The following is a 16,997-nucleotide window of genomic DNA, read 5'->3' on the forward strand; positions in this document are numbered from 1 at the left end:
TACAAAGCTAACACTATTTTGATTTTCAAAGATTTATATCTCATTTATAATTTCAATAACTGATATTAAATCGCAAATAACGTATTCTCAGCATCAAATTTGCTAACTTTGTTAAAATTTATGATATCTGATGAGTACAATAGAATTCAACCCATTGTGGAAAGAAAAATTACTGAACCGTTTTCTTAGCTATGTAAAAATATATTCAACCAGCGATGCAGAGAGTGAGACAACACCTTCTACTCCCCGCCAGTGGGATATTGCCAATTACATTACTGAAGAGCTGAAAACGATCGGCCTGGAAAATGTTTCAATTGATGAGCATGGTTATATTATGGGATATGTTCCTTCTAACCTTGAAAATGATGACAGACCTACCATCGGATTTATTTCACACTATGATACTTCACCGGATTTCAGCGGAGAAAATGTAAAGCCTCAGGTTTGGAAAAATTATGACGGAAATGATCTTCTTTTGAACCAGACTACAGGATTCACGTTATCCCCTTCAAGATTTGAAAGTTTAAAAAAATATATCGGTCAGACGTTAATTACTACTGATGGGAATACGCTTCTTGGTGCCGATGATAAAGCGGGCTGTGCAGAGATTGTAACGGCTGCTGAATATCTTATCGCTCACCCTGAGATCAAACACGGAAGAATTGCTATAGGATTTACTCCGGATGAAGAGATCGGAAGAGGAGCGCATAAATTTGATGTAGCTAAATTTGGCGCAGAATGGGCTTATACAATGGACGGTGGAGAAGTTGGAGAATTGGAGTATGAAAATTTTAATGCTGCCGGAGCTGTGGTAAAAATCCACGGATTGAGCGTTCACCCAGGTTATGCTTACGGAAAAATGATCAATGCGGCGCTTTTAGCGGCTGAGTTTGCTCAAACGCTGCCGGCGAATGAAACGCCTTCAACAACAAAAGGTTTTGACGGATTCTATCATTTAATGGATATTACAGCTGATATCTCTGAAGCTAAACTTCAATACATTATCCGTGATCATGATGCAGATAAATTTGAAGCCAGAAAGAAATTCATGGAAGAGAAGATTGCTGAATTCAATCAAAAGCACGGTGAAGGGACTGCTGAAGTGGAGATCAAAGAGCAATACAGAAATATGAAGCAGCAGTTTGAAGGTAAAATGCACATTGTGGATCTTGCTGCAAAAGCAATGACTGAAGCTGGTATTGAGCCTAAAATCAAAGCGATCAGAGGGGGAACGGATGGAGCCCAGCTTTCTTATATGGGACTTCCATGCCCAAATATTTTCGCAGGAGGAATCAACTTCCACGGCCCCTACGAATATGTAGCTTTGGAAAGTATGGAAAAAGCAACTGAAGTAATTATTAATATTGTAAAAGCTTAATAAATCATGAAAAAGGTCTTAGCATCAGCATTCATTTTCACTTTTATTTTCGGCAGTGCCCAGATTTCTGAATTTCAAAGGGCAGATTCACGCTATGAAAGAAAGAAAACGGCTCTGTATAACAAATATCCTAAGCCTAATGATTTAAGAACGAAGAAAGAATGGCTTTTGACAGAAGATAAAATAGCAGCTTACAAAGAGGCTTTGGATAAAGCTTCTCTTGAAGATCAGAAGATGATCGCTGCAGATCCTCCTTCAAAAGCAAAAGTTACTAAAGAAGCTGAATATGATAAAGGCAAAGCAGGCTTTCAAAAATTATTATATGAAGCTTTGGAACTTGATTTTTTAAACTTTTCTCCGGATACCTACAAAGCAACAATAACTTTTGTTGTTGATTCTAAAGGAAATGCGCTGGATCCTAATGTAAAAGGGAATAATGAAGATGTAAATGCATTTATTGAAGCGGCTTTCTACCGTATGAAAGATAAAGGCAAATGGAAACCCGCAGAAGACAAAGGAAAACCAGTCTCGTCAAATGTTTCTGTTCCTTTAACATTGACTTTTAAAAAATAATACACGAACCCGCTATAGTGATAGCGGGTTTTTCTTTTCTATATTAAAAAAACATCATTGAATTCATTATGTTATTGACACTAATTTAACATTATTCTTTTGTATGTGTTAAATAATTCACCTAATTTAGATAAAACTTAAAATCACTGTATATGAAAATGAAATCTAACCACTTCAAAATCAACAGAAAATTTTACTTTACCTTTCTTTTATCTATTTTCTGTTTATTTCTTTTAACGTCTTGTTCTCAGGATGATCCCGCCGATCAGCCCGTTGAAAAACCTGCAGAGTCTGCTCAAATGAAGACTTTGGGAAGTCTGACTTTACAGAAGAATGTTATTATTCTGAATGATGAATCGGTCAATGCAATTTCTACCCATAATGACGGAGAAATCACATTTAGCCGTATGACCCCGCAAACAGACAGTATTTCGGTAGGAACCGTTCTTGTAGGGACTAAAATAGAAGGCGATCAGGTGAACACCATTCTTTCAAAAGTGAGTGCTGTTTCAAAATTGAATAACCAATTTAAAGTGCAAACTTCCAGTGCAAAACTTGAAGAATTTATCTATAGCGGAACACTGAGCGGAGTGTATGATCCATCTGGTAAAGCTCCCGTTAATATTGATGGAAGAATGGTTAATTACATCCCTGTAGAAGGTATGGTCTCTGAGCAAATCAACCAAAAAATACTTTCTATTGAAGCAAAAAACATTCAAAACCAGAAAATAATTGCTTTCAACCGTTTTGATTTTAATAAAACCTTTTCATTTCCATTATCTTCAGCAGGCACATCCACTGTAAATGTAAAAGGAGGATTTACACCAAAAATTGATTATAATATCACATTCTCATGGGGACACTTATCCAACTTCTATGTTAATCTCATTATGGATGACATCAAGCTTCAGAGCACTGCAAGTATTGTTGGAAGCTTAGGATATACAGCAAGCACAACAGATTATCTGAATATTCCTATTGTTCCTATCGTTTTAGGACCTACAGGACTGATCTTAAGCCCTACTCTTTCTGCTGGTCCTTTTCTTGGAATACAGGCTACAGGAAAAGTACAGGCACAACTTCTGGATCTTGAAGGAAATGCTAACTTCCTTGTAAGCAAAAATCCGGCGATTAATATTAATCTTCAAAAAAAATCAGAACCTGCTATAACTGGCGCAGAAGGAAACTTATCTGCTGAAGCAGGCCTAGAAGCAAAAGGAGCGGTAGGGCTGATGTTTATTTCTATTCCTATTGCCAATTCCGGATTAAGAGGAAGAGCTTCTGCCCTTTCGTCCTTAGGATTGACATTTATTCCTGAAAGGAAAGGTGTTATTTCTGTAAAAGGTAAAATCCAGGCTGATATGTTTTATGGTTTTGGGATAGCTCCTCTCAGATATGAAGGTACCATTCCTCTTTTCAAAAAAGAATATATGCTGTATCAAAAGAATTTCAGCTTCTAAAAACAGAATATTTACATTATAAGGAAGCCATTTCAAGAATGGCTTCTTTTTGTTCAGAAGCTACATGTAATTCATTTACAATCCATTAAGACAATTTTACTATATTTACAGGGATATACAAATTAAACGATAACATTTAATACCAAATTGAACCATGAAAAAAATCAAAAAACTTTTGAGAAAAGACTTGTCTACAATTCTGGGCAGCGGAATAGACGGCTGTCATATGGGAGGCAACTCTTATAATTGTCAGGACGACTGCCAGTGTGCTTGGGGATATGCATGCGAAATGTATGAAGACGGAAATCCCGGACAATGTATCGCTGTAGGTGGCGGCGGAAATCCCGGCGGCGGTGGATGTAATCCTCCTTCCATTTGTGAAGAGCAGCCTTATTAATAAACAGAAACCGGGAGTAGTAATATTTCCGGTTTTTTATTTTCATCCGGAAACGGGTCTTGGTCCAAGCATCTCTGCCATTCATCAAATAAAATTTCATACTGCGCTTCATCATTGTTGTTTTGCATCAGATTTTTAACACAATTAATTATGAAGCAGCAATTTTTGGCTCTGAGCTCCCTGTTATTATGCATCTTTTGCACTGTAGAAACCAAAGCACAGCAGACACCGGCTTTTCACATCGGGGTCAAGGGAGGAACAAATTTTACAAAAACGTCAACGGCATCTTCTTCCTTGGAAGGGAAATACGGGCTAGGCTATCAGGCAGGAGTAATGACAAGAGTAGATCTCGGAAAGCTATATGTACAGGGAGAAGCTCTGTTCAACAAAAGAAAGACATCATACACCTCCCAAGACGGAAGCTCTTCAAAACTTTCCTGGAACGCTATTGACATTCCTGTAGTAGTAGGATATAAATTCATTAAAACCGATGATTTTAATGTAAGAGCATTTGCCGGAGGTGTTTATAGCTATGCCTTTAATAATAATTTATCTTCTTCCAAGGCTTTGCAGGAAGGTTTTAAAAAGTTCGACAAATCCAATATTGGAATTACTGGAGGTATTGGGGTAGATTATAAAAACTTCACGGTAGATCTTAGGTATGAAACAGGTCTTTCCAGCATCAGTAAAGAGTTTAAGTCCAAACCCCACAGTTTTTCCCTCGGAATAGGTTATTTCCTGTTCTAAAAAACTTAAATTATCTTTACCCATTAGAAACTGTTTTCCCTGCAGTTTCTAATTTTTTTATCAAATTATTTCCAGTTCCATGACAAAATCTTTTGTTTTTAAAGAATACATATTTACTTTTATTTTCTGGCTTGTATTGGCTATTGTATTGTGGTTTAATTTCCAGAGTGCCACAGAAAGTTATCTTGCGATGATTCAGGCTGCGATTATTGCAGCATTCTCGTTTACATTTACTCATTTTTTAACCAATAAGCTTCTTCCGAAAGCTCTTCGGGAAAAGAAAATGAAACGGTTTCTGATACAGTTGATAATCGTTATTTTCTTGCTTAGTCTGGTTTTTTCTGTCATATTCACCTATCTTGAGGTGGAGCCCAAAGAACAGCTTCCGGAAAACTTCAGAGATCAGTTGCCTTTTTTGTGGAAGGGCTTTTATATGTCTCTGCCTGCCTCATTTCTGATTAATGGAGCAGCATGTGGGGTAAAATTTTATAATGAACACGGAAGAATAGAGCGTGATCACATTCTTCTTCAGCAGGCACATCTGGAAAACCAGCTTAAACTTTTGCAGGATCAGATTAATCCGCATTTGGTATTCAATATCCTGAACCATATCCATATTCTGATGAAAACGGATACCCAGCTTGCAGATTTTTTACTGATGAAATTTTCGGATATTCTGAGGTATCAGCTGTATCATTGCAATCAGCCTCTGGTTCATTTAGATAAAGAGATTGAGTATCTTCAGAATCTCGTTGAGGTAGAAAAACTGAGATGGGGAAATGAACTGGATGTAAAGGCTTCATGGGAAATGGATAACAGGAAAGCTTTTATTGCTCCTTTGCTTCTGGTTCCTTTTATCGAAAACGCCTTTAAGTATGTCTGCAGGCTTCCCGGCCATAAAGGATATGTGAAAATCTCCTGTAAAGAAAAAGACAACAATCTCTATTTCTATGTTGAAAATTCCTATTCTGATATGGCAACCTATAAAAAGAAAGACGGAGCAGGCGGAATTGGCCTTCAAAATGTAAAAAAACGTTTAAAGCTGCAATATCCTGACTCCCACGATCTGAAAATTGAAACGGATCATCATATCTTTAAAATAACTTTACGACTAACACTATCTGACCATTATGAGCTCTAATATCCCCAAAATGAAATGTCTGATTATAGATGATGAACCTCTTGCAAGATTCCATCTTAAAGAACTGGCTGGTCAAATTGATTTTTTATCGGTTGAGGGAACCTGTGCCACCGCACTGGAAGCAGATGCCAAAGTAAAGGAAAGCGAAATCGATCTTCTTTTCCTGGATATCAATATGCCTTATCTTACCGGTCTGGAATTTCTGGAACAGCTGGAAAATCCACCGTTATGCATCCTTACCACAGCCTATTCTGAATATGCTTTGGAAGGATTCCGTCTGCAGGTAGTGGATTATCTTTTAAAACCCATTGCTTTTAACCGTTTTTATCAGGCGGTAAACAAGGCTCAGCAAAAATTTATCATCAGTGAAAAATTAAAAAAGAATAGTCCTCTGGATGATCCGTTTCTGTATGTAAGGCAATCTGACTCCTTTATTAAGGTTTCCTGGGTAGATATTCTGTACATTGAAAGTATGCAGAATTACACCAAACTTCATTTTAAAGACAAGTCACTGGTTATTCATCAGACGATGAAAGCGATTGAAGAATCTCTTCCTTCAGATCATTTTTTCAGGATTCACAAATCTTACCTCATCAATATCACCCATATCGATATGATCTCCGGAGGACGGCTTTTCATTAATAAAATTGAGCTTCCTATTTCCCGTACCCGAAAAGAAGAATTGCTTAATCAGGTCGTTTATAAGAAACTGATCAGCAAGTAAATAAATAACTTATCGTAAAAAAGGAAGGCGTATAAAAATTATACGCCTTCCTTTTTAGTATTTATGGCAGATTCCAGCGCAGTGATACCGCAGCGTAGAATGTACTTGCAAATCTTGGATCCGCTATTTTTTTGTCTCTGAAAATGCTGCTGATTTTCCTGTCATTTTCGCTGAAACTTCTCAATATTGCCGTTCCTCCTGTGACACGTAACGTAAGTTTATCATTAATTTTCAATTCCGGTCTGAGTCCTGCGGTGATCTGCTGATAACCCAGCAGCATAGATTTTCCGCCTACATTTCTCTCTGCCGTCATCCCGTTAAGGTCTACAACAGCTTTTAAAGCAAATTTGTCTGAAAACAGATACCCGGCTTCCATGCCTTGCGGGAAATTGATGTTGAATTTAATTTTTCCGTTGGTTTTCCAGTCAAAATAAATCCATGGTAAAATCATAGGAACTCCAAAAGCCGTGGTAAGCACCGGCCCTCCTCCCAATGAAAGATTAGGATTAAAATGCCTGATAAACAAAATTCCTCCCTGCCCCAGCAAATCATCAAAATTGACTCTTTCAAGGTCTGTATACACTCCCACGGATGCATTCAGCATCATACTCCACTTTTTGCCTAAAGGTCTCATATGCTGTATTCCCACCTGCGCATTCAGCATCTCATCCGGAAATAACTGGGTTTCGTAATTCTTGTGGGTCATCTTTGCATAAGATCCGCTCAGCAGCATAGACCAGGACCTTACTTTCCCATCAGTATCTTTTTTTACGGATAACGGAATACTCAGGTTAAGATCTATTCGTTTAAAATCACTTTTAGAATTCGTCTTTGTGCTGTCTTCAGGACGGATATAATTGGAGCCCGGAATATATTCTGTTTTCAGTTCTGCAGAGATTCCGGATTGTGCATTTACCCAATATCCTAATGGCAATAAACAACATAAAACCGTCGAAAGGGTTCTTTTCATATTTTAAATTTTATGCAAAGAGAACCCTTTGGTTATTTTTCACAAAAATTACTTGATTAAGTGTCCGGATCGTATGACAACAGGATCAAATAAGAGGATGAGTTTCCTGACTAGAACCGGCAGGTAAGCTTTCCCTTTTTTGAGTTTTAAAAATACGACACCCGAACCACACCGCAATTAATGCCATTGCGGAACGTGTTACCACCATCGGGATGATAGAGTCTGCTTCTAAAAATCCTAGTAATGCCGACATTAAGAATGTAACCATCAACTGCATGAATCCAAGTAAAGCCGCTGCTGTTCCTCTTCCTTCTTTAAACGGAGAAAGTGCATGGGCGGATGTAATTGGAAATAAAATACCAATAGCCAGCAATGACAGATACAGCATTGCAATCTCCAGAACTATAGAAACGTTTTCAGCAGCAATCAGAATATGAAGGGAACATACCACGAATAATACAATAGTAGCTGTAAATAACAGTGCTGAATTGCTTATTCTTTTGATCAGTTTAGGGGTGATATAGGCAGCCGTTATCAAGGCCAGGGAATTAAAAGCAAAAATAAAACTGAATGTACTGCTCGAAAACCCATGGATTTCCATGAATAAAAACGGTGCATTCGAGATGTAGATAATAAGGGATGCAAACGCAATACTTCCTACCATGGTACTGTTGATAAAATCTTTGTTGGAAATGATCATTTTCAGCTGATCTTTTAATCCTTTTTCATTTATCAGTTCTTCGTCAGGAAGATTGATTCTGCTATTGGTTTCCGGCACATATTTGTATACCATGAAAAACGTGATGAGTCCCATAATGCATAAAAAGGCAAAAGAACTGTTCCAGCCCCAGAATTTAAGGAAAACACTTCCCAGTAACGGAGCCACAATGGGAGCGATACCACTGATCTGAGACTGCTGGGAAAAGATGGTTACCGATTTCTGTTTATCATAAAGATCAATAATGATCGCTCTGCCAATTACAATGCCTGCACTTCCTCCAAATGCCTGCAGAAAACGCATTGCCCATAAAACATAAATATCAGAAGTAAAATAGATGGCCGTAGCACCTATAATAAAAAGTAAAAGCCCGCAATACAGCATAGGTTTTCTTCCTTTTTTGTCTGATAAAGGTCCCCATAATAATTGCCCGAAAGCAAATCCGGCAAAGAACACCGAAATGGATATCTGGATATGGCCGATATCGGTATTAAAGATTTTAGCCATACTTGGGAAAGCGGGAAGATAAAGATCTATACTTAGCGACTCCAGGGTGTTGAGCAGTGCCAAAATAAACACTACAATATTCAAATTCTTCTTCATAAATAATATAAACCTTCACAGGCGGTTTTTCAGCTGCAAAGTTGCTTTAAAAAGCGTCATATTTCAATAAAAGAACTGAAGGAAGTATAGGACAAACTGAGGATTTAAATCAAAAAATAAATGAAAATTATTAATTTAAGCCAATCATTATAGTAAATATTGAAGATTATCTTTTTTCATTATTCTTAAAGCTGTCAGGATTTTGGTTAGTATGTTTCTTGAAAAACCTTGAAAAATATGAAGCATCATTAAAACCGAGCTTAAAAGCAATTTCCTTCACCGTAAGAGCTCCAAAGCTAAGTTCTCTTTTGGCTTCCAGGATAAGACGCTGGGAAATCATTTTTTTGACTGTTGTTCCTCTCAAACGGCGCACAATATCATTAAGATGGTGTGTACTTATCTTTAATTGACCAGCGTAGAAACCTGTTTCTCTGTGCACTATATAATGTTTCTCAATAAGCCCTACCAGTTCCTGAATGCGTTGACGGTCATTCAATAAAGATTCCTGAGGATGAATTTGTTCTCCGATGATGATACAGAATGCTTTCAGATATGCCTTTAAGAGTTCCGTCCTTGATGAAGCTTTATATTCCTGCTCTATCAGAGATATAAGTGTACTGCAGGTCTTTTCATTTTCCGGATTTAAAAAAAAGGGAAGCTCACCTCCTGTAAGTACAGATTCTATATCGCAGGCCTCGTTGAAAATCTCCCTGCTTATGGCCATTGCATATCCCTCTTCTCCTTCCAGCTTCATATTGAATGCCTGTCCCGGTGCAATGATACAGATCTGATTGTTCTCAAGTTGATAGCTTTCAAAATCCAGTTCTAAACGGCTGTTTTCATACACGCTCCTGAACCAGATGATTTCAAAAAAATTATGCCGGTGAACATCATGAAAATTCTCCGGGCCTGCAGCACTCAAAGTGCTCATCTGAAATTCTTCAGAAGTGAGATGGTGAACCGGGATTTCTTTTTCTGGTGTAAACATTACTTTATTGCAAAATAATCAGTGATAAACAAAAACCACAGCAAAAAAAGTGCTGCGGTTTTCTTACAATATTTAAAATTAAATATAATTTTTCAGTTTTATTTATTTAAAAAGGCATCCCAACCTTGAGCAGTCAATGCTACCAACTGGTTAGATCCTCTTGCTACCATAAAGTTTCCATCTTCTTTTTCTACAGCATGGCCTATAATGGTAAAATCCGGGTGATTTTTAATTTTATCAAAATCATTTGGCGAGATCGTGAACAAAAGTTCATAATCTTCACCACCGCTTAAAGCAGTCATTACCGGATTCAAATTCATTTCATCCGCGGTAGAAATTGTAAGATTATCCAATGGTACTTTTTCTTCATACAATCTGAATCCTACTTTTGACTGATCTGAAAGGTGAAGGATTTCTGAAGCCAGGCCATCTGAAATATCAATCATAGAAGTTGGTTTTATATCCAGTTCTTCCAGAATCGCTTTCACGTCTGTTCTTGCTTCAGGCTTCAATTGTCTTTCCAGGATATAGTCGTAGCCTTCCATTTCCGGCTGCATGTTCGGATCTGCAAGATATACAGCATGTTCTCTTTCCAGAATCTGTAATCCCATGTAAGCACCGCCCAAATCTCCGGTTACCACAAGAAGATCATTAGGTTTTGCTCCGCTTCTTTTTACGATATTTTCTTCATTTTCAATTCCTACAGCGGTAATGCTCATTACCAGCCCTGAATTGGAACTTGTAGTATCTCCTCCAATCAGATCAACTTTGTATCTTCCGCAAGCGGCCTGAATTCCGGAATAGATTTCTTCTAAAGCTTCTACCGGAAAACGGTTAGAAACGGCAAGGGATACCAATATCTGTGTAGGAGTTGCATTCATTGCTGCAATATCACTAAGGTTTACTACCACCGCTTTATATCCTAAGTGCTTCAATGGTACATACCCAAGATTGAAGTGTACTCCTTCCGCCAGCACATCTGTGGTAAGAACTACTTTTTTGTTGCCAGGATTGATAACTGCTGCGTCGTCTCCTACTCCAAGCTCCGAAGATTCATTGGAAAGCGGAAAATATTCTGTCAAATGTTTAATAAGACCGAATTCTCCTAGTTTTGAAATGGGCGTCAGCTCCTGTGATTTATCTTCAAACATAATTTCTGTTTATAAGTGATCGTTGATAAAAATGATAATTGATCCAATAAGAATGTAATTCAACAACATCATTGATCAATCATTATTTATCATTTATATATTAATTTCTGCCGGGTCGATATTGTGTGGGTGGAAAGGAAATTTTTTGAAATCTTCTTTCGATAATACAACAGTTTCCGGGCTTTTATACTTATTCATTGCTTCCACTACATCATCCGGTGGAGTAGTCATTTTTCTAAGCATCATATCAATCCATACTCCCGTAGCTTCTGCAGTGGCACAGTGCATTCCATCCGGTGTATAGAATTTGTGTACGAAGCGGTAGATAGAAGAATCTTCAGCACATCCGTCTATTTCCACACTTACAATTACAATCTGATCGGCATAGATCTCTTTGAAGAAAGAATATCTTTCGTGCAGGATTACAGGACCAATTCCCCATCTGCTTAGCTGGGTTACTCCCATTTTTTCTTTAGTCATAAAAGCCATTCTGGCTTGCGCACAATATTGTACATATGATGAATTGGCTAAGTGCTTATTAGCATCAAGATCGCTCCATCGCACTTCAAATTTATGGTAGAAAATCATTTGAAAATCGTTTTTGGGTATTATAAAATAATAATCTTCAAAAATACTCAAATAAGATGGTTTATAAAAATTGTACTTTTGAAAAAATAATCTTCCGCATAGGATTACATATACATGAAACAGATCATTATTATCGGAGGCGGTGCTGCAGGCTTTTTCTGCGCATCCAATCTTGACGAAAAGAAATATACAATTACAATTTTAGAACAGAATTCGGATGTCCTTCAGAAAGTTAAAATTTCCGGAGGCGGACGTTGCAATGTTACTCATGCATGTTTTGATCCGAGAGAACTTGTTCAATTTTATCCTCGTGGAAACAAGGAACTGCTGAGTGTTTTCAGCAAATTTCAACCCGGGGACACCATGGAATGGTTTGACCAGCGTAATGTTCCGTTGAAAATTGAAAATGACAACAGAACTTTCCCTGAAAGCAACTCTTCTCAGACGATCATCAATACTTTTCTGAATGAAGCGCAAAAGAAAAAGGTCTCTGTAAAAACAAAATGTACGGTAAAAGAGATTGAAAAGCAGGATGAAAAATATCTCGTAAAAACCAATTCAGGGGATTTTGAAGCAGATTATATCGTATATACCACCGGAAGCTCTCCAAAATCTTTAAAAATGGTTGAAAATCTGGGACATAAGATTATAGACCTTGTCCCTTCCCTTTTTACTTTTAATATTAAAGATGAATTGCTGAAAGACCTTCCGGGAACAAGCTTTGAAAATGCAGGAATTTCTATTCCTACACTCAAAACCGAAGAAAGCGGACCTTTACTTATTACACATTGGGGACTTTCCGGGCCTGCTGTTCTGAAAATTTCCGCATGGGAAGCCATAAGTCTGGCAAAACTTAAATATAACTTTGAAATTGAGGTTAATTTTATTTCGATAGAAATGGATGAGGCTGAGGAAATCTTTCATCATTTTAAACAAAGTAATCCTAAGAAAACTATCGGACAGTCTAAGATCTTTGATATTACCAATAGGTTCTGGCAGAAAATTTTAGACATTTCAAAAGTTGACCTCAACAAACAGGTGGCTAATATTTCCGGAAAAGAAATGCAGAAAATATTAGAAAATCTCTGCAAAAAGAAGTTCCAGGTGACCGGAAAATCAACTTTTAAAGATGAATTTGTGACAGCCGGAGGTGTTGATTTAAAGGAAATTAACTTTAAAAACATGTCTTCAAAACTGCTACCTAATTTCTATATTGCCGGAGAGGTTTTGAATATAGATGCTGTGACAGGCGGGTTCAATTTCCAGGCATGCTGGAGTGAGGGATGGCTGATTGCACAGGATCTCAACAACTTATAAAAAAATATTACTTTTACTAAAAACTAAATACATGAAAAAAAAATTCGGTTTCTTTCTTCTACTCTTGTTCTGTTTAGGATACAGCCAGGAAAAAACAATTGTCTCTGACTGGACTTCACTTACACAGGCTGTCAATATAGAGAATAAGCCCAACTGGAACTTCCGTATAACGGCAAAAATCAGAAAAGATAATGAGGATAATGGTTCCAATTGTGGGTTATGGTGCAGAATAGATAATAAAGATGAGTCTATCAGTTTCTTTGAAAATCAATATTATGGAATCCAAGTAACCCATGAATGGAAAACCTACGAAATAAAAGGAACCATCAATCCATCTGCGAAGACCATGAATATCGGAGCTTTTGCACAAAGCAACGGGGATTTTTATTTTGACGATTTTAAGTTGGAAATCAATGATGGAAAGTCAAAAAAATGGACTGAAATTCCGCTGGAAAACTCGGGTTTTGAAAAAGACATTGCATCTTCAAATGGTTGGTTTGAAGGAATCCGTTCTCAGAAATTAAAGCACGTAAAACATTTTACAATTGAAACTTCAGATTACAAACCATTCAGTGGCAGCAAATCTTTGTTGATCAAAGGTCGTGGTATTATCGGAGCAATGCCGGAAGGAAAATTTATGGATGTTAATGGTATCAAATTATACTATGAAGTCTATGGAGAAGGTGAGCCGGTTCTTATGCTTCATGGCAATGGCCAATCCATCAGTGCCTTTATGAACCAAAAAGATACTTTTGCTAAAAAATATAAAGTGATCATTGTCGATTGCCGTGAAAGGGGAAGATCTACGTATGATAAAACGAAAGAACTTACTTTTGATATTCAGACAGAGGATCTTAAGCAGTTTTTAGAGAAGCTGAACATCAAAAAAACAAAAATTCTTGGCTGGAGTGACGGAGGAATTCTTGCGCTGTCTATGGCAATGAAATATCCGGAGATGGTAGACAAAATAGCATGTTCAGGAGCCAATATATTTCCGGAAGGAGTTAAAGATAATGATTTAAAATCCATGAAAGAAATGCTCGTGAGCCTTACTAAAGAGAATAAAGACCATAAAAATGATATCTTTATTGATCTTCTCAATCTGGATTTGAAGTATCCTCAATGGAAGTATGAAGATCTGAATAAAATTCAGTGCCCATCATTGATCATTGCCGGTGATAATGATCTTATAAAAACAGAACATACGGTAAAAATCGCAGAATCTATCCCAAAAGGACAATTAGCTATTATCCCAAATGCAAATCATTATGTTCCTGAAGAAAAACCGGAATTGTTCAATGAACTGGTCATCGATTTCTTTGAAAATAAATAACCTGAATACCCTGTAATCATGAAAAAAATAGTAACCTTCGCTTTGTGTCTTGGTTTTGGACTCACATTTTCACAAACCAACCAGCCAGAAACCACTTATAATCCAGACAATAATACAGAAAATACATTTACTACACCTGTTGAATATCCAGGAGGAATGACTGCCCTAAGGCAGGATATCAGTAAAATCTTTGATCTTTCCTGTATGGAGAAAGCATCTGGTACATCGAAATCATTAACATCTTTTGATGTTAATACTGACGGAAGCATAAGTTCTATTTCAACAACAGGAAACAACCCTGCTCTGAATAAAGAAATGGATCGTGTGATGAATGCTTCAAAAAAAAGATGGAAACCCGCCACTAAAAATGGGCAATCCATTAAATCAACATATAACGTTCCTATGACTTTTAAAAATTATTAAAATGCTATCAGTCAAAAGAAGTACTGCAGTTTTCTTTAAAATCCTTTTAGTTCTTGGATTTGCATATTTCTTTTGGCTGATGTTAAAAATTACTTTAGAATATATTCCTTTTAATCCTGAAGTCAGTTTCTTGATGATTAAGCAGACGGAAGTGGTAGAAAGGCCGGAATATCTTATATTTTTCTATACTCACGTTTATACAAGTATCTTTGTTCTTCTTTCAGGGTTTCTGGCTATTCTCAGACGGAATTTTGGATTAAAAAACTTCCACCGGAATATGGGAAAAGTGTATATTTTCCTTATCCTGTTTCTTGCGGCGCCATCAGGAATTTATATGGGAATCTTTGCCAACGGAGGTATTTTATCAAAGATATCGTTTGTCATTTTAGGCTTTTTATGGTGGTTTTCAACGTTTAAAGCCTATCAGCTGGCGAGACACAAAAAGTTTAAAGAACACAAGCAATGGATGTGGCGCAGTTTTGCTTTTACACTGTCTGCAATTACCCTGAGAATGTGGAAAGTAATTATTGTATATTTATTTCATCCCAATCCTATGGATGTGTATCAGATCATTGCATGGCTGGGCTGGATCCCCAATATCCTTATTATTGAATATTTAATCACAAAAAAACATCTATGAAAATTGTAAATTACACATTGATTTCTTTACTGGCAGTTTCTTTGGCAAGCTGTAAAAAAGAGGGAAAGATCAATGAATCGGGGAAAGATTCTCTGACCGCAAAGAAAGATTCTGTTGTTATTCCTGAGGTTCACAAAGAATATTACGGAATTTATACCGGAGAATTTGCCGGAATGGAAAAGGTAGTTGACGAGACAGATGGCTCGGAATATGATGTTGATAATTACAAAAGAATTTCTTTAAAGATCAACAGAATTACCAAGGACAGCGTTTACGGACAAAGTATTGTGAATGGCAATCAGCGCCCGTTCAGAGGAGTTTTCAATGAGACTTCAGCGTCTTTTATACTGGATGAGCCTGGCAATGATAAAACAGACGGGAGATTTGAAGTAAAACTAAAAGGAGACAGCCTGACCGGAAAGTGGAACGCCTTTGATAAAACAAGCGTTAAAGCACCTTCAAAAACACTTAAACTGACTAAAAAAGAGTTTGTTTATAATCCTAATTTTATGTTGAATAAAGATTCTGATCTTGTAGACTGGTCCAATCCTAAGGAGTTTACAGAAAAGTACACGGATGAAGAAACCGGAAAGACAGAAAGCTATAAAACATCTAAAAACCGTATCGCTTCAGAAGCAATTTTCAAACTGAATGCCTCTAAGCAGAAACTGACGGAAAAGGATCTTAAAAACTTAAGAAAACTTGATCTTGAGATCATCAAAAATTCCGTATTTGCAAGACATGGCTATTCTTTCAAAAAAGAAACCTACAGAAATTTCTTTGAACAAACAGACTGGTACATTCCTGTTTCCAGCAATGTAGACAATGATCTTTCTCCTATGGAAAAGGAAAATGTTGCTTTATTGAACCGCTTTACCAAGTATGCAGAGGATAAGTATGACAGTTTTGGGAGATAAACAGTAGGGATTAGGTTGCGGGTGTTAGGGATTAGGGGTTGAGGTTAAGGTTTCACTTTTTGTCATCTTTACGAAAAGATAAAGCAGCAGGCAGCCTACAGCATAGCACAGGTTATCAATCCATGAAAAAGAATTTCCGATAACAATATACATCAGGCTTCCAGGACGGAAGCCTAGTTTTTCTGCAATATGGAAATACTGTGCAAATTCTATCAGAAAGGAAAAAATAAGAATCCCAAGAATCAGTTTCTCATTATTTATTTTTACAAAACTCTTTACGAAAGTATAAAGAAGCATCACCACAATAACATCCCCCAGATAAGCTCTTACGAAGAAAATATGGCTCAGTTTGGTGGCAATCAATACTTCTACAAGAAAAATAAACAGGGTCAGAAGGAGATATTTCAGGCTGAATTGTAATTTCATTTCAAAAGGAATTAGGCATAAAAAATCGGTATTCAAGGAACACCGATTTTATTTTTATAGGAGCAAATATATTATTTCTTTACTTTAATTGTACATCCGATAGCTACTGTTTTTGTCATTTTCACCGGTTCATCTTTTATCAGGGCATTTACGGCATCCTAAGAGCATAATATTCGTTTCTTTAAGCGATTTTAAGACTGCAAAAAGGATTCATTGTGGTATTTACATGGAGCTTAATCCTCTTTTTATTTTGTTACACAGATATGTTAATTTTTTCACAATTAGTAGAATTATGCAAATTGTTTTTTATATTTGAATTGAATCAAAACTAAAATTACCATGAAAAAATCAATCATTCAAAAGAGAAAATTGACAAAAAACGAATTGAAACAAATTAATGGAGGCAGCGGACCACTTTGTCCGGGAACCTGTTTTTGTAATATTGATGGTGAGATGACAATAGGCTCATGTACTCCTAAAGGACAATGCTGTTAATAAAATTC

General features: G+C 36.8%; 19 protein-coding genes. 13 read left to right on the top strand and 6 right to left on the bottom strand.

Annotated features, from left to right (window positions below; genetic code table 11):
* Positions 1-130: 130 nt before the first annotated feature.
* The 7 genes from pepT to FN817_RS07580 all read left to right on the top strand — a co-directional run bounded on the left by pepT (position 131) and on the right by FN817_RS07580 (position 6,420).
* Positions 131-1,378 (top strand): peptidase T, encoded by a 1,248-nt coding sequence (gene pepT, locus FN817_RS07550; RefSeq protein WP_142717402.1) that lies wholly within the window; start codon positions 131-133, stop codon positions 1,376-1,378.
* A 6-nt stretch (positions 1,379-1,384) separates the two neighbouring features.
* Positions 1,385-1,951 carry a hypothetical protein gene (locus FN817_RS07555; protein ID WP_142717403.1) on the top strand — a complete coding sequence of 189 codons (567 nt, stop codon included), beginning with the start codon at positions 1,385-1,387 and terminating at the stop codon, positions 1,949-1,951.
* Between the two features lie 152 nt (positions 1,952-2,103).
* Positions 2,104-3,411, top strand: a complete 1,308-nt coding sequence (locus FN817_RS07560) for a hypothetical protein (RefSeq protein ID WP_142717404.1) — start codon at positions 2,104-2,106, stop codon at positions 3,409-3,411.
* 154 nt (positions 3,412-3,565) lie between these two features.
* A complete protein-coding gene (locus FN817_RS07565; RefSeq protein ID WP_142717405.1) occupies positions 3,566-3,808 on the top strand; it encodes a hypothetical protein in 243 nt (80 codons plus the stop codon).
* Positions 3,809-3,958: 150 nt separating this feature from the next.
* Positions 3,959-4,555, top strand: a complete 597-nt coding sequence (locus FN817_RS07570) for a porin family protein (RefSeq protein WP_142717406.1) — start codon at positions 3,959-3,961, stop codon at positions 4,553-4,555.
* A gap of 79 nt (positions 4,556-4,634) precedes the next feature.
* Entirely contained in the window at positions 4,635-5,696 is a 1,062-nt protein-coding gene (locus tag FN817_RS07575; protein WP_142717407.1) for a sensor histidine kinase, read from the top strand.
* Positions 5,686-6,420 carry a LytR/AlgR family response regulator transcription factor gene (locus FN817_RS07580; protein WP_142717408.1) on the top strand — a complete coding sequence of 245 codons (735 nt, stop codon included), beginning with the start codon at positions 5,686-5,688 and terminating at the stop codon, positions 6,418-6,420. Before FN817_RS07575 ends, FN817_RS07580 begins: the two co-directional genes overlap by 11 nt.
* 61 nt (positions 6,421-6,481) lie before the next feature.
* Here the strand turns inward: FN817_RS07580 and FN817_RS07585 are convergent, their stop codons facing one another.
* The 5 genes from FN817_RS07585 to FN817_RS07605 all read right to left on the bottom strand — a co-directional run bounded on the left by FN817_RS07585 (position 6,482) and on the right by FN817_RS07605 (position 11,438).
* The gene (locus tag FN817_RS07585) at positions 6,482-7,390 is read right to left on the bottom strand and encodes a DUF6268 family outer membrane beta-barrel protein (protein ID WP_142717409.1); all 909 of its coding nucleotides are present in this window, start codon (positions 7,388-7,390) and stop codon (positions 6,482-6,484) included.
* Positions 7,391-7,475: 85 nt separating this feature from the next.
* Positions 7,476-8,711 (bottom strand): multidrug effflux MFS transporter, encoded by a 1,236-nt coding sequence (locus tag FN817_RS07590; protein ID WP_142717410.1) that lies wholly within the window; start codon positions 8,709-8,711, stop codon positions 7,476-7,478.
* 166 nt (positions 8,712-8,877) lie between these two features.
* Positions 8,878-9,699 (bottom strand): helix-turn-helix domain-containing protein, encoded by an 822-nt coding sequence (locus FN817_RS07595; protein WP_142717411.1) that lies wholly within the window; start codon positions 9,697-9,699, stop codon positions 8,878-8,880.
* 98 nt (positions 9,700-9,797) lie between these two features.
* Entirely contained in the window at positions 9,798-10,850 is a 1,053-nt protein-coding gene (thiL, locus tag FN817_RS07600; RefSeq protein WP_142717412.1) for a thiamine-phosphate kinase, read from the bottom strand.
* A 93-nt stretch (positions 10,851-10,943) separates the two neighbouring features.
* A complete protein-coding gene (locus FN817_RS07605; RefSeq protein ID WP_047422103.1) occupies positions 10,944-11,438 on the bottom strand; it encodes an acyl-CoA thioesterase in 495 nt (164 codons plus the stop codon).
* A gap of 114 nt (positions 11,439-11,552) precedes the next feature.
* On the opposite strand from FN817_RS07605, the gene FN817_RS07610 reads away from it, so the two are divergent.
* Genes FN817_RS07610 through FN817_RS07630 form a run of 5 tightly spaced genes read left to right on the top strand, consistent with a single transcriptional unit; the run spans position 11,553 to position 16,068 of the window.
* Positions 11,553-12,755 carry a BaiN/RdsA family NAD(P)/FAD-dependent oxidoreductase gene (locus tag FN817_RS07610; RefSeq protein WP_142717413.1) on the top strand — a complete coding sequence of 401 codons (1,203 nt, stop codon included), beginning with the start codon at positions 11,553-11,555 and terminating at the stop codon, positions 12,753-12,755.
* Positions 12,756-12,786: 31 nt separating this feature from the next.
* A complete protein-coding gene (locus FN817_RS07615; protein ID WP_142717414.1) occupies positions 12,787-14,088 on the top strand; it encodes an alpha/beta fold hydrolase in 1,302 nt (433 codons plus the stop codon).
* An 18-nt stretch (positions 14,089-14,106) separates the two neighbouring features.
* Complete coding sequence (locus FN817_RS07620; protein WP_142717415.1) at positions 14,107-14,511, top strand: energy transducer TonB; 405 nt, start codon at positions 14,107-14,109, stop codon at positions 14,509-14,511.
* 1 nt (position 14,512) lies between these two features.
* Positions 14,513-15,151 (top strand): DUF2306 domain-containing protein, encoded by a 639-nt coding sequence (locus tag FN817_RS07625; RefSeq protein ID WP_142717416.1) that lies wholly within the window; start codon positions 14,513-14,515, stop codon positions 15,149-15,151.
* On the top strand, positions 15,148-16,068 hold the full coding sequence (locus FN817_RS07630) for a YARHG domain-containing protein (RefSeq protein WP_142717417.1): 921 nt from the start codon (positions 15,148-15,150) through the stop codon (positions 16,066-16,068). Before FN817_RS07625 ends, FN817_RS07630 begins: the two co-directional genes overlap by 4 nt.
* A gap of 24 nt (positions 16,069-16,092) precedes the next feature.
* Here FN817_RS07630 and FN817_RS07635 read toward each other — a convergent pair whose 3' ends face one another.
* Complete coding sequence (locus FN817_RS07635) at positions 16,093-16,494, bottom strand: ribosomal maturation YjgA family protein (protein WP_142717418.1); 402 nt, start codon at positions 16,492-16,494, stop codon at positions 16,093-16,095.
* 339 nt (positions 16,495-16,833) lie between these two features.
* On the opposite strand from FN817_RS07635, the gene FN817_RS07640 reads away from it, so the two are divergent.
* Entirely contained in the window at positions 16,834-16,989 is a 156-nt protein-coding gene (locus FN817_RS07640; protein ID WP_142717419.1) for a bacteriocin, read from the top strand.
* Positions 16,990-16,997 lie beyond the last annotated feature (8 nt).

The organism is Chryseobacterium rhizoplanae (assembly GCF_900182655.1).
Taxonomy (GTDB): domain Bacteria; phylum Bacteroidota; class Bacteroidia; order Flavobacteriales; family Weeksellaceae; genus Chryseobacterium; species Chryseobacterium rhizoplanae.

What these genes read in the sequence shown, in the direction of transcription:
- FN817_RS07610 (WP_142717413.1), top strand. Translation starts at nt 11,553, where the DNA reads ATGAAACAGATCATTATTATCGGAGGCGGTGCTGCAGGCTTTTTCTGC.
- FN817_RS07630 (WP_142717417.1), top strand. Translation starts at nt 15,148, where the DNA reads ATGAAAATTGTAAATTACACATTGATTTCTTTACTGGCAGTTTCTTTG.
- FN817_RS07625 (WP_142717416.1), top strand. Translation starts at nt 14,513, where the DNA reads ATGCTATCAGTCAAAAGAAGTACTGCAGTTTTCTTTAAAATCCTTTTA.
- FN817_RS07560 (WP_142717404.1), top strand. Translation starts at nt 2,104, where the DNA reads ATGAAAATGAAATCTAACCACTTCAAAATCAACAGAAAATTTTACTTT.
- FN817_RS07580 (WP_142717408.1), top strand. Translation starts at nt 5,686, where the DNA reads ATGAGCTCTAATATCCCCAAAATGAAATGTCTGATTATAGATGATGAA.
- FN817_RS07585 (WP_142717409.1), bottom strand. Translation starts at nt 7,390, where the DNA reads ATGAAAAGAACCCTTTCGACGGTTTTATGTTGTTTATTGCCATTAGGA.
- FN817_RS07590 (WP_142717410.1), bottom strand. Translation starts at nt 8,711, where the DNA reads ATGAAGAAGAATTTGAATATTGTAGTGTTTATTTTGGCACTGCTCAAC.
- FN817_RS07565 (WP_142717405.1), top strand. Translation starts at nt 3,566, where the DNA reads ATGAAAAAAATCAAAAAACTTTTGAGAAAAGACTTGTCTACAATTCTG.
- thiL (WP_142717412.1), bottom strand. Translation starts at nt 10,850, where the DNA reads ATGTTTGAAGATAAATCACAGGAGCTGACGCCCATTTCAAAACTAGGA.
- FN817_RS07570 (WP_142717406.1), top strand. Translation starts at nt 3,959, where the DNA reads ATGAAGCAGCAATTTTTGGCTCTGAGCTCCCTGTTATTATGCATCTTT.
- FN817_RS07635 (WP_142717418.1), bottom strand. Translation starts at nt 16,494, where the DNA reads ATGAAATTACAATTCAGCCTGAAATATCTCCTTCTGACCCTGTTTATT.
- FN817_RS07615 (WP_142717414.1), top strand. Translation starts at nt 12,787, where the DNA reads ATGAAAAAAAAATTCGGTTTCTTTCTTCTACTCTTGTTCTGTTTAGGA.
- pepT (WP_142717402.1), top strand. Translation starts at nt 131, where the DNA reads ATGAGTACAATAGAATTCAACCCATTGTGGAAAGAAAAATTACTGAAC.
- FN817_RS07595 (WP_142717411.1), bottom strand. Translation starts at nt 9,699, where the DNA reads ATGTTTACACCAGAAAAAGAAATCCCGGTTCACCATCTCACTTCTGAA.
- FN817_RS07555 (WP_142717403.1), top strand. Translation starts at nt 1,385, where the DNA reads ATGAAAAAGGTCTTAGCATCAGCATTCATTTTCACTTTTATTTTCGGC.
- FN817_RS07575 (WP_142717407.1), top strand. Translation starts at nt 4,635, where the DNA reads ATGACAAAATCTTTTGTTTTTAAAGAATACATATTTACTTTTATTTTC.
- FN817_RS07605 (WP_047422103.1), bottom strand. Translation starts at nt 11,438, where the DNA reads ATGATTTTCTACCATAAATTTGAAGTGCGATGGAGCGATCTTGATGCT.
- FN817_RS07620 (WP_142717415.1), top strand. Translation starts at nt 14,107, where the DNA reads ATGAAAAAAATAGTAACCTTCGCTTTGTGTCTTGGTTTTGGACTCACA.
- FN817_RS07640 (WP_142717419.1), top strand. Translation starts at nt 16,834, where the DNA reads ATGAAAAAATCAATCATTCAAAAGAGAAAATTGACAAAAAACGAATTG.